Consider the following 14,897-nt stretch of genomic DNA (forward strand, 5'->3'; position numbering starts at 1 on the left):
TTCCTTCTCCCTGCTATATAAAAAGAACTAGAACGCAGGGAGAATGTTATGGGAAGATCTATAGTATCCCTCTGGCATCCCGATTGCTTCATGTTTTCTCATTTAAAGCCAAAGAGTCTTTTACGTCTAATTGAGTGGGAACATGTCTTTGCTCTGAAAAAGGGAGTGCTTTATGCCAGATGAGTCTGTTTTACCTGAAGATCTGGATCTCAACGAAATCTTTATCGGTCGCGAACGACAGCTAAATGATTTTCGCGCCTATCTCGAAAAGTGGTTGCGGTCGGTCAGCATCTCTTCTCCTGCCCCTTTGACTATGCCCCCCTCTCCCAATAATAATAGAATCCAAGGACTTTTTATCTTATTGCATGGGCGAGGAGGCTTTGGCAAGAGCACTTTACTCCAACACTATCGCCAGATCGCTCTGGAATATAGGCAGGAACTTCAGGTATCTGAGACGGTTGATTGGGAGGTCGCAGTACAGGATAGGCGGACTCTCTTTAACATTACTGATCGTGAAACAATTGATATAAACCAATATTTCAATCTGATTTATAAGAGGCTGGCCTCTGCTCTTGGCAAACAACGGAAAGAGTTCAGCGACTATCTGACGGCAGAAAAAGCCGTTGATAAGGCTCGCAAGCAGGCATACGAAGTGCTGGATCATTTACAACGCGATGATGAGCGCTTCGATTGGTTGAAGGGGCTGGGGATTGCGCGCGATATTCTCCTGGCTTTGTTGACAACTCCCCTGACTCCCGACAGTATCAGTATCATGGTGAGTAATGATGCTGTACGTGACAAAATCAGAGAAAGCTTTGATGCCGGGGCCAGCGTAGGAATAGAACAGTTACAACGGCTTCGTGTCTATCTTCAGGAGAAGCTGGGAGGAGATTTAAGCGATTATCTGGATGCTCCTTTACAACTGGGGCTGGCATTAGGGAAAGATCTCGCTCGTTTTGCCGAACGTCATCCTCTGCTTATCTTCTTTGATACGTATGAAGAAATTGATGAAGGCGACAAACTGTTGCAGATCTGCATGGGCGCGGCTGGTAGTCGGGTAGGCTGGGCGATCTCAGGGCGCGATAACCTCTGGGCTGGTGTCACGCAGCGGGCACGGAGCCAGGATGCTGAGCCTGGTTATCGTGAGCTTGTTTTCCCTGCGCATAGTATGTCCGTCGATTTCAGCGCCGATGGAGTTGGCGATTTCACCCTCAGCGACATCAGCGACTATTTCAAAATGCTTTGTCAGAAAACAACTCTGCCTGTGCCGCAGGAGGATGCGTTGAAAAACGTTCTGGAAGTGACGCGTGGAGTTCCACTGGCGGTGAAAATCGCTGCGACTCTCTACCTGGAACGATCTGATCTGGCGCTCATCACCGAAGGAATCGATCACAGGCGCGAAATCGTCGATCAAATGGTCCAGCGCTATCTCGTTCACACGCGGAGCAATCCCTCTGATCGCCTTCGTCTGTATGGACTGGCTCTGTTCAGACGGGTCGAAGAACCTGCGGTGATGACTGTTGCGCTTGCTGTGCCACAAGAACAGGCCGCATCAGAACTTAGCCGCCTGCATCGTCGCTACGGATTTATTTTTACCGCCAATAGACAACCTGCGATGCATTCGGAAGTTCGTCACTTTCTGCGCTTCTGGCTGCTGCAAAATCGTACCAGCCCAGAGATTATGACCATAATTCAACGCCTGCGCGATTCGCTGGCTGAGCGGTTCAAGAACAGGGAGAGGCAGTATCGCCATCGTAGCCTGCGCAAACGCCTGGAAGACAGAGAGTGGAGAAAATGGTATCTGGACCTGATCGAATTGGAGTTCTGGACCGATCCCGCCAGGGGAGTCAGGCTCCTGTTGCCATTTATGTGCGCAGCCAGCATTTACCAGCGCGAAGCCAACCGCGAGGCGCGTATGCTTGGAAACTTTTTTGAAGAGGTCATACCAGATCCAGAGCGCACACATTGGAAATGGGCGGATCGTTGTTTTGAATTTCTCACCAATCGCAAGCCATTGCGGGACGAGTTTTCCAGCCTTAGCTTTCTGGTCAAACTGGCCGATAGAGAAGGCATCTTCTTCTCTCAACCTGTACCCTCCTATCGTGAAGAACTGGAGGCAGCTCTCTGGTGGAGGTTGGCCGAGGCATACAGTACAAGTGATCTTCGCGAGGCCGTTTCCTGGTATGAGAAAGCCAGGGAGCGCCTGCCCGACGATACCGAATTGAACAAAGCGTACGAAGATGCGGTGCAGGGACGTGAGAGCCTCGAATCTTCTCCGCATGCGGTGAGCGATTATCTGCAACTTGCTCGTGAATGCGTATTGAACAACGAACCGCAGCGTGCGATTGATTACTGTAACGATGCTCTGGCGCTGGACGAAAAATGCGTGCAAGCATATATCGAGCGGGGGTCTGCTTATCTCTCCCTGAGCGAAGTCAAAAGCGCTATCACCAGTTTTGAACACGCACTTAGCCTGGACCACAAAAGTATCGCCACACTCAGGAAACGCGGCGAGGCATATGTGTTGCTGAAAGATTTACCTCATGCTATTGCCGATTTTGAAAAGGCTTCAAGGCTTGATCCAGATAATGAAATTATCAGAGCGAAACTCCAGGATTTGCGCCAAAAATTACGGGTAGAAGAAGAAAGGCGAAAAATACCGGCATGGAGATCCAATAGGAGAAATATTTCCCGACTGCTTCTCATTGGGAGCGCAGTTGTCATGCTGCTTTTCATTATTGGAACCGTTTTGCTGGCCCTCCCACCGAAGTTCTCGCAACCGATCCAGGTAACGCCGTCAGGACAGCTAAAGCTTCTCTCTAGCTCCCAGGCACATCAAGATATCGTGCAAGGAGTGGTGTGGTCGCCTGATGGTAAGTATATTGCGACGGCAAGCTATGATGGCACTGTCCATATCCTCGACGCCGGGAATGGGCAATTACTTGCTTCCTATAGCGATCATATGGGCCATATCTGGCGGGTATCCTGGTCGCCTGATAGCAAATATGTCGCATCGGGAGGCGATGATGCTATGCTGCGTGTGTGGAACGTTACAAACGGCCAGCTAGCCTTCAAAGGCGCGCAAGGCAACCCCATACGAGGAATTGCCTGGAGCCAGAATAACAGATATCTTGCCTCCTCAGATCGGGCTGGGCAGATCAAGATCTGGGATACAACTCATATCGAGCGCATCGGGGAAACGATGAAGATCGATACACATCATCCCGAAGGACTGTACGAACTGGCGTGGTCGCATAACAGCTCCTATCTGGCTGTTGGCAACGACACGGGTAGTGTTGAGGTGTGGGACGTTTTCGCCCGCGATATTGTCTTTACCTATAAAAAACACACCACCTCTGTCTATTATGTTGTCTGGTCGCCCGATGATAGATATATTGCTTCAGCCAGTTCGGACAATACGTTGCAAGTGTGGGAGGCCAGAACAGGCATCAACCGCTTCTCCCCACGCACGGATTTCCGGGATAGCGTCTATGGCGTGGATTGGTCGCCCGATGGAAGCCTGATTGCTGCAACATCCAAGGATGGGTCGCTGCACGTCTATGATGCCCGCGATGGCCATCTGGTTGCACACGATACGGGAAGGCGCAACGCCGCTATGACAGGGGTATCGTGGTCCCCTGATAGCAAGCAGATCGTCACAGGCAATTTCGATCATGCTGTGCGCGTATGGCAGTGCATCCGATAAATGTGGCGGGAGAGAGAAGGATCTCCCCATCCGTAGCGACAAGGGGCGGTGGGAGGGTTGTGGGGGCCTTGTGTTTGTCGCTGCTGGGTCACGCTGGAACCGGGAACAGGTAAACAATGTGGTGAGGGCGACAAGCGCAAGGCCCCCACAACCCTCCACGCCACCCCTTGTCGCTACGGGAAATCCCAACATATTCTGTCCCCTCGCCATTCCCCTTGCATTATCGGATGCAGCCATTATCACGTCGGGAAAACCCCTTCCAGGCCGCCTGACGTGATAAATCGCTCCATTACGAACAACATTTCCGGTTTCTTAAAAGAACAAGCTGATCTGGTTATACACCTCCTTGATATTTTGTGGATTGCCCTCAAACTCTTGAGCGCCGGTTGAGGTTGCAATCTTCTTGAGATCGTTCTCATTGGCATCTCGCCCATACGCAATAGTGAACATCTTCACCGCTGTTCCCGCATCTTCGCCTTTCGCTGTAATCTGCTGAAGTAATCCATCCAGCTTTGTGTGGCTATCCGTATCTACGCCATCGGTTAAGATGACGATAGCCCTGATGTTCTTTGAAGGAGTCTGCTGCAAAGCTTGAAATTGCTCGGACATGGTATCGAAGAGACGGGTTCCTCCCATTGCGAAAATGTTATTGGCGCGGTTTAAAAGATCTTTGCGCTTGGGTCCAAGCTGTGATACGGGGCTGAGAATATCCGCCTGATCGCTAAAGACAGTCAGACCTAGCTGGTCGTTATCTCCCAGGAGATTGATGAACTCCTGCAAGCCCTGTTTAGCGGCTTCAATCTTAGAAACATTGTCTACCGTTGCGGCCATACTGCCGGAGCGGTCCAGGATCAGCATCACATTAACTTTGCGGCGCTGCTGGCTCCAGGAGGTTTTAATGGCCTGTACAACATCAGCGCCAGGGATCGGTAAAAGGGTCTTTGGTTGCGTAATATCTATGCCATGTATACTATCGAGAGGTGCGGCAAGCTTTATCTGTTGATTGGCGGGTCGAAATCCGTAGTGGAGCGCTTTCACTTGCTGAGGTTGATCCAGCAGGAAATTACGAAACACCTGAGCAGCGGTTTGCTTTGCCGATGTGACCCACGAAGCCTGCAAAATGGCAAACGGGTGATCGCTATAGAAGGTTCCTTCTTTTGGATAGATGGCGACCACCGGGTAGGGCAGATGGGGATAGAGTTTGCCATCGTTGGCCTCAACAACCAGATTCTCGTACAGTACCGCAGCACTTAGATACGATGGACCCCCTCCAAACATCTTATCTGCGAAGAAGCCAGTGCTATCGCCGTAGTGAATGACCGAACTCTCAACGTTATTAATAAATTGTTTGGTGGTGGTGGTGTTGACCTCTGCGGTGGTGAGGCCGCGCACTTTGTTGACGGCGGCGTAATTCATGGCAATGACGGCATCTAACCCGGAGTTGGAGTATTCGGGGTGGGTGTGACCAAACTTGAAGGCCCCAAATTCGGCATGCCCATAGGCAGCCCACCCGCGCGGGTCTGTACTCAGGCTGGCAATATCTGACCAACCAATAGCTTTTTGCGGCCAGCCAAGCGCCTCAGCCTCGGGTTTCCACATTGCGATAACGATAGGACTGCTGACAAGTGGGAGGGCATCGGTGGCTCCTGTACCGACGAGGTTGCTTCCATGTTTTTGCTGCCATTGCGTGTTTAAGAGTGTCAACCAGACGCTACCGGCAGGACTCCAGATATCGGGCTGGATCGTGCCATTCACAATCTGTTGCATCGACTGACCCGAACCGATGGGGATAGCTTTGACAGTGATTGCTCCATCGCATGCCGCATAGTGGCGCGTATTGAAATCTGCCACCACGTCATTCATCCAGTTTTCTTTTTCACTGCCATAATACATGGTCAGCGTGACCGGGTTGCTGGAATGCGCTGTGCATTGGATAGCGTGACCGGGCGGTGTTTGGACTGGCTGATTTACTGGCTTCTGTGCCTCATTATTTGCATTGCAGGCCGTACATATGAATAGTAGAAATAGGCATATAGGGCTATATAGCATTCGATATGTTTTATGATATCTCTGATAAGAGAGGCGCATGTTATATCAATCCTTTCTGCTCCTGAAACGTGCTTGAAAGAGCTGTCGGAGCGTCTTTGTAACGATCCGACCATTGTTTGAGCAGTTCTGTAATGACGCCACCAGCGGGCGTTTGTGCCAGCGGTTGAATCTGTGACTTGATCTGAATGGCTGACGCGAGAAAGGGATTGCCAGGAAGCGCTTCGGTGAGCTTGATGTTCGGATTCGTGGGGCGAAAGCCGCTTTTGAGGGCTAGCCGTTGTTGCTCGTCTGTCAGTAAGAAGTCGCGAAACTTGCGGGCTGCCTCGCGTGCTTCGGGCGTGATCCAGCTCCCTTGCAGCAGTGCGAACGGGTGATCGCTCACGATATTTAAGCCTGGATAGAATGGTTGCAACGGCTGATTCCAGCGCGAGGTAGCATCTTTGCTAGAGGTCAACACCAGATTTTCATAGGTGGTAGTCACATCGTAGGCCGCTGGCCCTTTCTGAATAACCTCATTCGTCAGATACGTTCCGCTGCTGCGACCAAAGGCGGTGACTGCTCCTTCGATATCGCTAAAGTATTTGAGAAAATTGGGATCACGAACCTGCTCAATGGTCAGCCCACGCTGGATTTTATGATACGCATAGGCGAGTAACGTGATACTCAACAGCCCACTATTCGATTGGGCGGGGTGCGTTTGCCCGAACTTGACCAGACCCCACTCTGCTGGCCCTCCAATGTCGCTCCATCCGTTTTTGAGAATGAGCGCATCGTGGATTGTGGGCCAGTCAATGTTGCCATATTTGTGCTGTAAGACTCTGGCCCGCTCTTGCCAGACGGCGAAGACCAGCGGACTGAACACCAGCGATTTTGGGAGCAGATCGCCCGTCGAGATGAGAATCTCTTTGCCGCTGTTTTTCTGCTTCCAGGCGGCTGTAAGCTGGTTCAATTCGAGGAAACTGGCGGGACTCCATATTGTCGGTTGCAGCGAACCGTTCAGGATGCCATCTTGCGCTTCAAGCGAGCCGTGTGGGTCGAGCATCACCTGGATCGTCTGATTATTGATAGTTGGGTTGCTTTGATGGAATGCCTTGACAGCGGCCTCTATCCAGTCGGCCTTTTCGGTACTATATGTGAAGTGTAAGGGAATCGTATTTGTAGAACCGCTGCCTTGTGAACTGGAAACGGAGTTTTGACTTCTGGTAAAGGCGAGGACTCCTGCGCCCCCTAATACAACGGCCCCTGCCAGAACGCCACCGACCAGGAGGCCACGTCGCGAAATGCCAGCGAGTTGAGTTTGGGATGGAACCATTGTCTGTTGTTGAACAGGACCGGCTGGTTGAGATGCGGTTGCGAACCCCTGTGGGGTTGTTGGTTGCTGGCTCGATGGCTTGAATGTGGAAAGCGGTTGTAAAGGGTTGCCGATGGTATTGAGCGCTGTGCTTTGCGAGATCAATCCTGTATCCAGAATGGCCTGAGCCATCTCAAGGGCGGACTGATAGCGATCTGCTGGCTCCTGTTCCATTGCTTTGAGCACGATAACCTCGACCTTTGGCGAGATGTGCGCATTGATCTGGCGGGGTTGGAGAAAGTTTGCTGGTTGCACGCGTCGTGAGGCGGCGTCGGCTGGAACCGTATTGGTGAGCAGGTCATAGAGAGTGGCCCCCAACGCATAGATGTCGGTTCGTGTGTCGCTCTGCCCTTTCCCATACTGTTCTAATGGTGCATAGCCATGAGAGCCAAGCAGCGTCGTATCTTTCACACCAGCCGCTTTGAAGACGCGAGCGATGCCAAAATCAATCAGTTTGAGCCGCCCATCTGCGGCAAGCATCACGTTGGATGGTTTCATATCGCGAAAAATGATCGGTTGAGGTCGATCATGCAGGTAGTGGAGGACTGCGCACAACTGGAAGGCCCAGTCCATGACCTGTTTCTCGTCAAGCGGCCCTGCCGCCTGCTCCTGGATGTTTTCTAGCGTCTGACCTTCTACAAACTCCATCACGAGATAGGCTTTGCCGCCTTCTTCAAAAAAGTCGCTGACGTTGGGAAGGTTCGGGTGATTAAGTTGGACGAGCAGGTTCGCCTCATGCCGAAACGCTTGAAGCGCCTGTGTTTTCTCTTGAGGAGAGAGTTGTGCATCGCTCATTTCCTTGATCGCCACCACACGAGCTTGAAACCGCTCATCGGTCGCTTTATAGACCGCACCAAAGCCACCCTTGCCGATCATCTGGATTATTCGGTAGCGTCTCTCTAGCGCCAGCCCTGCCTGCAACGTGCCGGTGACACGACGAGGAACCGGGGTCATTTGCGTTGTTCCACCAGCCAATGAATAGCCACAATGAGTACAAAACTGTTCATTACTACTATTTTGTGTGCCACAATTACCGCACACAGAAGAAGAGGTACTCATTCCCATAGTCGTTTCGCGGTTGTTTGCAGTTGATGCATATGTGCCAACCGCCCTCCTTCATCGGTTTGAAACCTTCTTATTGCTTCAGTATCGTCGCTCAATATTATGAGTTCTTTAAACAGACATTAAGAAAACAGATATAAAGAGCGTTTTCACTTCACAGGGAAAGACGCGAGACGTTACGTTCGTCTGCACTCTTTCGTTTTCAGTTCTATCGATATTAACTATAAGGATGACTTGACAAAATTCGTTAGGTTACATATAATGATATCGAAAGAAAGAGAGAGACAGAAAAGGAGGTGATCTCATGAGACGACGACCAGGACAGCCGGGACGCAGAAACGATGACGAGATGACACGCATGCCGAAATATACGATTGGGATCGTCTCCCAACTGCTGAACCTGCCTCCACAGGTGTTGCGTCGCTACGAGGAGGCTGGGCTGCTAGAGCCTGCGCGCCAATCGGGGAAGAATCGCCTCTATTCCGACTACGATATCTCCATCCTCGAAGAGATTGTTGAACTGTCTAACGAGGGCATCAACGCTAACGGCATTCGCTATATCCTGCAAATGCGCCAGGAAATCTATATTCTCCGCCGCCAGGTTACAGAGGCGCGCGAAAACCAGGATGGAACACCACCCTCAACGGATCGCTAAGTATCTTTCAGTGCTTCAAAACAACAACCCCTTTCGGGAATATTTCTTTTCCTTTACATGTTTTGATTGATAGAAGCGACCTAACATTTTTGAAAATATCACCTTACAAAATTTGTGAGATGATAGAGAAGAGAAACGGAAACTCAGTGGCGAACGTGGGAAGGTTGAAGGGTGATACGGATGCAGCCATGTTCTCCACTCTTTCCGACAGGATGATGTACTGTAGTGTTTTGCAGTACGTATTCGGAGCAAGCAAGAGAGGTAATGAAAGATATGTCTATGATCGTACGTTATCGCCCGTTTAGCGATGTGTTGCGCCGCCGCAGCGCCTTTGATCGTCTGGTAGCACGTAGTGTGGCACAGCCTGCTTGGGGTGTGCGCAGCCTGGTTGCACCAATGAATCTCACCGAAAATGAGAAGGGGTTCGAGGTCCGCGTGCAGCTTCCTGGTCTCAAGCCTGAGGATATCGAAGTAACTGTGCTGGAAAACACCCTGACCGTGAAGGGCCAGTATCATACATCGCAGGAGCAGCAAGGAGAGCAGAAGCAGTGGCTTGTCCGCGAGATCTCTTCCGGCTCCTTCCAGCGCAGCGTCACCTTCCCTAAGACGGTGGACTTTGAGAAAATCGCCACGAACTATGAGAATGGCGTGCTGAGCATCACGGTTCCCTTTAGCGAGGCCAGCCAGCCAAAGCGCATCCGCATCGCTCCCCAGGAGTCGGAGCAGCCAACCGCCGAAACCGGGAAATAAATAATATCATAATTGGTGCGTCCGCGAAATCGTAGGGGATGACCGAATCAGGGCTTTCCAATTCTCCCATCTAGCGGGAGTGCAGAGGGCTGCCGCCCTCTGCCGGGGTGCGGGGTGTCCCCGCAAAAACCTTTTTTCTTCTCTTTTGCGCGCCGTCGCAGGCGGCGCGCGAAGGAGGGAAGGAAACTGGGGACACCCCAGACCCCGGCAGGGAGACCCTGCACCCCTTTGAGCGGAGAACTGGAAAGCCCTGATGACCGAATCTAGCAGGGGCGATGGCTGGTCCTCGCCTGATTCACATGTCGGAATGGCGGCTCCCGGGCGAGGACCAGCCATCGCCCCTGCTAGATTCGGGTGGCTTTCCCTCCACCATTTGCCAGACGCACCAATTATGGTCCTCCTGGGATTTCCCAGGAGGCACCACAACGATGTTATGAAAATTTATCTCTTCAATAGATAAGGAGACAATAGTATGGCAAAGGTATTAGGAATCGACCTCGGCACCACAAACTCGGTAGTTGCTGTGATAGAAGCTGGCGAGCCGACAGTTTTAGAGAATAGCGAGGGCGCGCGGATTACTCCCTCGATTGTCGCCATTACGAAAAGCGGCGAGCGGCTCGTTGGTCAGGTTGCCAAAAGGCAGGCCGTCACCAATCCAGAAAATACCGTCTTCTCTGTGAAGCGGCTCATGGGTCGTAGATATGATGATGCCGAAGTACAGCGCACCATCAAAAGCGCACCCTATAAGATTACTCGTGCCGCGAATGGCGATGTGCGCATCGTTATGGGAGGGCGCGAATATAGCCCGCCAGAAGTTTCGGCGATGATTTTGCAGAAGCTCAAGACCGACGCCGAGGCACGATTGGGCGAAAAGATTACACAGGCCGTCATCACCGTTCCCGCGTACTTTAACGATGCACAGCGGCAGGCTACAAAAGATGCTGGTAAGATCGCGGGTCTGGAAGTGCTGCGTATCATCAACGAGCCAACAGCTGCCTCGCTCGCCTATGGTCTGGACAAGAAAAAGGATCAGACAATTGCTGTCTATGACCTGGGCGGTGGCACCTTCGATATCTCCATTCTTCAGATTGGCGAGGGCGTTTTCGAGGTGCAGGCGACCAACGGCGACACGCATCTGGGTGGTGACGACTTCGACCAGCGCGTCATCGATTGGTTGGTTGAAGAGTTCCGCAAAGAGCAGGGCATCGATCTGAGCAAAGATCGCATGGCTGTGCAACGTCTGAAAGAGGCAGCAGAGAAGGCCAAGATTGAACTCTCTTCGTCGATGCAAACGGAGATCAATCTGCCGTTTATTACCGCCGACGCCAACGGACCGAAGCATCTGGTCATGTCGCTGACGCGGGCGAAATTAGAGCAACTGGTGAACGATCTCATTGATCGCACACGAGGACCGGTCATCAAGGCGTTAGAGGATGCTGGGGTGAAAGCGTCCAGTATCGATGAGGTGGTGCTGGTTGGCGGCCAGACCCGCATGCCAGCAGTTTTGGAGATGGTGCGCTCCATCTTTGGCAAGGAGCCGCATAAGGGCGTCAACCCCGATGAGGTTGTGGCGATTGGTGCCGCGATCCAGGCGGGTGTGCTGAAGGGCGATGTCAAAGACGTGCTGCTACTCGACGTGACCCCGCTTTCGCTGGGTGTTGAGACACTGGGTGGCGTGATGACGAAGCTGATTGAGCGCAACACCACGATACCAACGCGCAAGAGCGAGCTGTTCTCGACAGCCGAAGACAACCAGCCAGCGGTCGAGATCCATGTGCTACAGGGCGAGCGCGAGTTTGCCCGTGATAACAAGAGTCTTGGACACTTCCGATTAGAGGGCATTGCTCCTGCTCCACGCGGCGTGCCACAGGTTGAGGTGACGTTCGACATCGACGCCAACGGTATTCTCGATGTGACGGCACACGATAAAGCGACCGGGCGCGAGCAGAAGATTACCATCACCGCATCCAGCGGCCTCTCCAAAGGCGAGATCGACCGCATGGTTCGGGAGGCGGAGCAGCACGCGCAGGAAGATCGGCAGCGTAAAGAGGAGATCGAAGTACGTAATCGCGCCGATAGCTTGGCGTATCAGGCCGAGCGCACGCTCAAAGATGTGGGCGAGAAAATTACAGTTGGTTTGCGCAGCGAGATTGAGGAGAAGATTAAAGCGGTCCGCGACGCCATCTCTGCCCAAAATGTTGACTCGATGCAGAGCAGCATGAGTGAGCTTGAGCAGGCCATGCAGCGCATCGGCCAGGAGATCTACAGTCAACCTGGCGCAACTGCTGGCACTGGCGAGCAGCCTTCTCAGCCCTCTTCGGATGAGAACACCGGTTCAGGCTATGTTGAGGGTGAGTATCGCGAGGTCTAATTACCTGTAAAAAAATAGCTCACCAGCATAACCCTTTCTGATATGCCAAAAAACTTAGGGCCTGATTTATCGTAACTTCCACGATAAATCAGGCCCTATGTGTTCTTTAGGAATATGCCAGTATTGATTAGACCTGTGCAGAGAGATTCTCTGTTAGCTTCTTAAGAAGTCCCATTAGTTCGCTATACTCATCATATTCGATACCAAATTTGCAACTGACTTTGGCAGACACATCGGTTCCCCTCCTTCTCAATTCCAGGCCCATATCCGTAAGCGTGATATCCACAACCCGTTCGTCCTCGGTGCGCCTCTGTCTCTTAATCAAGCCTGCACTCTCCAGGCGCTTCAGTAGCGGTGAGAGCGTCCCAGAATCAAGGTGCAGAATACTTCCAATATCCTTGACAGAACATGTTTCGTGTTCCCACAGCACGATCATGACCAGATATTGTGGATAGGTGAGTCCTAAATCTTCAAGGAGCGGCCGATAGGCATCAGTTGCGGCGCGTGAGGCTGCATACAATGCAAAGCAAAGCAGGGTATCGATGGCGATATTGTTCTGCTTTTCCGGCGTGAAGGCACTGTCGGGAAGTCGCTCATTCTGTGATTCCCGCGAAATTGACATAATAATTGACTCCTTCATGAAGGAATGGACACGTATGAAAAAGATATTAGCAATAATTTTATAGCACACAATTAAATAGTGTCAAGCAAATATGTAGGCAAAACAGGGCTTTCCAGTTCTCCGCTCAAAGGGGTGCAGGGTCTCCCTGCCGGGGTCTGGGGTGTCCCCAGTTTCCTTCCCTCCTTCGCGCGCCGCCTGCGGCGGCGCGCAAAAGAGAAGAAAAAAGGTTTTTTGCGGGGACACCCTGCACCCCAGCAAAGGGCTGCCGCCCTCTGCACTCCCGCTAGATGGGAGAATTGGAAAGCCCTGGTAGGCAAAACTATTGACAACGGGTTATTTATTTGTTATAAACATTGATAGAAATTAAATTGCGTACAATTTAATTTCTATCAATGTTTTGCTGGCACTACTGAAAAGGAGAAAAAATATGTCTATATTAAAATCATTGAAAGCTAACCCGAGTGTTAACACTGCGCTTCTTATGCGTAATCTGTACTTTGTGCGAGCCGCTTTTGCGTTGATCTGGGCGCTTGGCCTTCTCAGCCTGGTTACTATGCCTGCACTTGTTATCTTCCTGCTCATCCTTTATCCAGCATTTGACGCTGGCTTTGCTCTCTACGATGCTTACGTTCATCGTGCCTCAAAGAACACCCTGGCTCAAAAAACAAATGTAGTCATTAGCTTACTTACTGTTATAGTAGTGCTCGTTGTTACCTCGATGGGAGTTCCGGCTATTTTACGCGTGTTCGGTGTCTGGGCTATTCTAACGGGCGGAATAGAATTAGTAACGGCAATACGACGATGGAAAGAACTGAGTGGTCAAGCGGTCCTCGTCTTCGGTGGAGCCGTCTCTATTCTTGCTGGAAGCTCATTTATTGCACTTGCTGGACGGCCCACGTCTGGCCTGAGCACCCTGGCTGGTTACGCCCTTATGGGAAGCTGGCAGTTTCTTTTTTCTGCTCTCCGTCTGATCAAGCAGGCTCGCCAGAATGCACAAACTGATCTGCATTAAGATGTAGATTTGCTCACTTCATGGATCTGTCTCACATTTGGTGAGACAGACTTTGCGAAAACGTCAGGGGATAGGCATTATCAATCGCCTTGTATGACGATTGATAATGCCTTTTTTGTATTCGTTAGTCGCCGAAAATTTGTAGCGATTACCCTTGACAGAACCATTTTTATTGGGCATACTCTTTACATGATCGATCATGTTACCGATCATGTACCAGAATGGGGAACAACAAATGCCGGTTACGATGCGCGATGTTGCTTTACGAGTGGGGGTATCCAAACAAACGATTTCAGCCGTCCTCAACGGCAAGCCAGGGATCAGTGCGGAAACGATTGCTCGTGTCAAACAGGCGGTGCAAGAACTGGGGTATCATCCGAACATGGTTGCCAGTTCGCTCCGTCACGGACACACCAATACCATTGGTCTTATTTTAGGAAACGTCACCAATCCCTGGTATGCAGAGCTGGCGCGTGGAGTGGAAGATGTGGCGCAGTCGCGCGGCTATAGCGTGATGCTCTGCAATACCTACGATAGTCGTTCACGCACTGAAGAGTATTTGCGCGTCCTCACTCGACAGCGTACCGCAGGGGTGGTTGGTATCGCGGAAGAGGATGCCAGAAGCGTTGTCGCCAACACGTCGTGCATGTTTCAGACGGTCCAGACGACCGATAGTGTGCGGGGAGCCTACGTTGCCTGTGCTCATCTGCTGGATCTGGGCCACCGGCGCATCGCCTGTATCACAGCCATCGATAGCAGCGGGGATGTCAGCTCCGATCGCTTGAAGGGATATGTGGACGCGTTGACAGAGTGGGGCGTTGCGATTGATGACAACCTCATCGTGACTGGTGCATTCGATTATGCCAGTGGCCTGCGCGCCGTTGATACGCTGCTGCAACGAACTGATCCGCCGACCGCTATTTTTGCCCATCAGGATCTCGCCGCTATCGGAGCGATTGCAGGGCTGAAACGGGCCGGTTTGCGTGTTCCCGCCGATGTCGCGGTGATCGGCTATGACGGATTGGAGATCGCAGCCCTTTATGATCCCCCACTAAGCACCATCGTTCAGCCGGTATATGAGATGGGGCGACAGGCAATGACACAGCTTGCCGATAAATTGGAGGGGTTGCCCATCGTTGATCTTCAGCCGCTCGATTGCACGCTGGTTGTCCGTCAATCAACCGTCCCAACGCTTACCCAGGAATGGTTTAGTCCACCCATTAGCGCCTCCAATCCCTGGCGTGGCTGGCGTGATGAGCGAACAGCTTCTTAATATTGTTGTTTATTGTAGCAATGTTGCTCTTCGGGTACGTCCCGGT

9 protein-coding genes are annotated in these 14,897 nt (G+C 51.7%); 6 read left to right on the forward strand and 3 right to left on the reverse strand.

Features of this window, described 5'->3' with window-relative positions:
• The first annotated feature begins 172 nt into the window (after positions 1-172).
• The gene (locus tag K3T83_RS45775; protein WP_220209823.1) at positions 173-3,706 is read left to right on the forward strand and encodes a WD40 domain-containing protein; all 3,534 of its coding nucleotides are present in this window, start codon (positions 173-175) and stop codon (positions 3,704-3,706) included.
• Positions 3,707-4,018: 312 nt separating this feature from the next.
• Here the strand turns inward: K3T83_RS45775 and K3T83_RS45780 are convergent, their stop codons facing one another.
• Together K3T83_RS45780 and K3T83_RS45785 are read right to left on the reverse strand one after the other, a co-directional pair.
• Positions 4,019-5,794, reverse strand: coding sequence for a substrate-binding and vWA domain-containing protein (locus tag K3T83_RS45780; protein WP_308441725.1), 1,776 nt, complete (start codon positions 5,792-5,794; stop codon positions 4,019-4,021).
• Position 5,795: 1 nt separating this feature from the next.
• Positions 5,796-8,165: a protein kinase domain-containing protein gene (locus K3T83_RS45785; protein ID WP_220209825.1), complete on the reverse strand. Its 2,370-nt coding sequence runs from the start codon at positions 8,163-8,165 to the stop codon at positions 5,796-5,798.
• A 307-nt stretch (positions 8,166-8,472) separates the two neighbouring features.
• Between K3T83_RS45785 and K3T83_RS45790 the strand changes: the two genes are divergently transcribed.
• The 3 genes from K3T83_RS45790 (at position 8,473) to dnaK (ending at position 11,944) form a co-directional block, all read left to right on the forward strand.
• Positions 8,473-8,823: a MerR family transcriptional regulator gene (locus K3T83_RS45790; protein ID WP_220209826.1), complete on the forward strand. Its 351-nt coding sequence runs from the start codon at positions 8,473-8,475 to the stop codon at positions 8,821-8,823.
• Between the two features lie 279 nt (positions 8,824-9,102).
• Complete coding sequence (locus K3T83_RS45795; RefSeq protein ID WP_220209827.1) at positions 9,103-9,573, forward strand: Hsp20/alpha crystallin family protein; 471 nt, start codon at positions 9,103-9,105, stop codon at positions 9,571-9,573.
• A 472-nt stretch (positions 9,574-10,045) separates the two neighbouring features.
• Positions 10,046-11,944, forward strand: a complete 1,899-nt coding sequence (gene dnaK / locus K3T83_RS45800; RefSeq protein WP_220209828.1) for a molecular chaperone DnaK — start codon at positions 10,046-10,048, stop codon at positions 11,942-11,944.
• 127 nt (positions 11,945-12,071) lie between these two features.
• On the opposite strand, the gene K3T83_RS45805 is transcribed toward dnaK, so the two are convergent.
• A complete protein-coding gene (locus K3T83_RS45805) occupies positions 12,072-12,566 on the reverse strand; it encodes a MarR family winged helix-turn-helix transcriptional regulator (protein ID WP_220209829.1) in 495 nt (164 codons plus the stop codon).
• A gap of 427 nt (positions 12,567-12,993) precedes the next feature.
• Between K3T83_RS45805 and K3T83_RS45810 the strand changes: the two genes are divergently transcribed.
• Positions 12,994-13,578, forward strand: a complete 585-nt coding sequence (locus K3T83_RS45810) for a hypothetical protein (RefSeq protein WP_220209830.1) — start codon at positions 12,994-12,996, stop codon at positions 13,576-13,578.
• 235 nt (positions 13,579-13,813) lie between these two features.
• Positions 13,814-14,851: a LacI family DNA-binding transcriptional regulator gene (locus K3T83_RS45815; protein WP_220209831.1), complete on the forward strand. Its 1,038-nt coding sequence runs from the start codon at positions 13,814-13,816 to the stop codon at positions 14,849-14,851.
• Positions 14,852-14,897: the final 46 nt, after the last annotated feature.

The sequence above is a fragment of the Reticulibacter mediterranei genome (assembly GCF_016587455.1).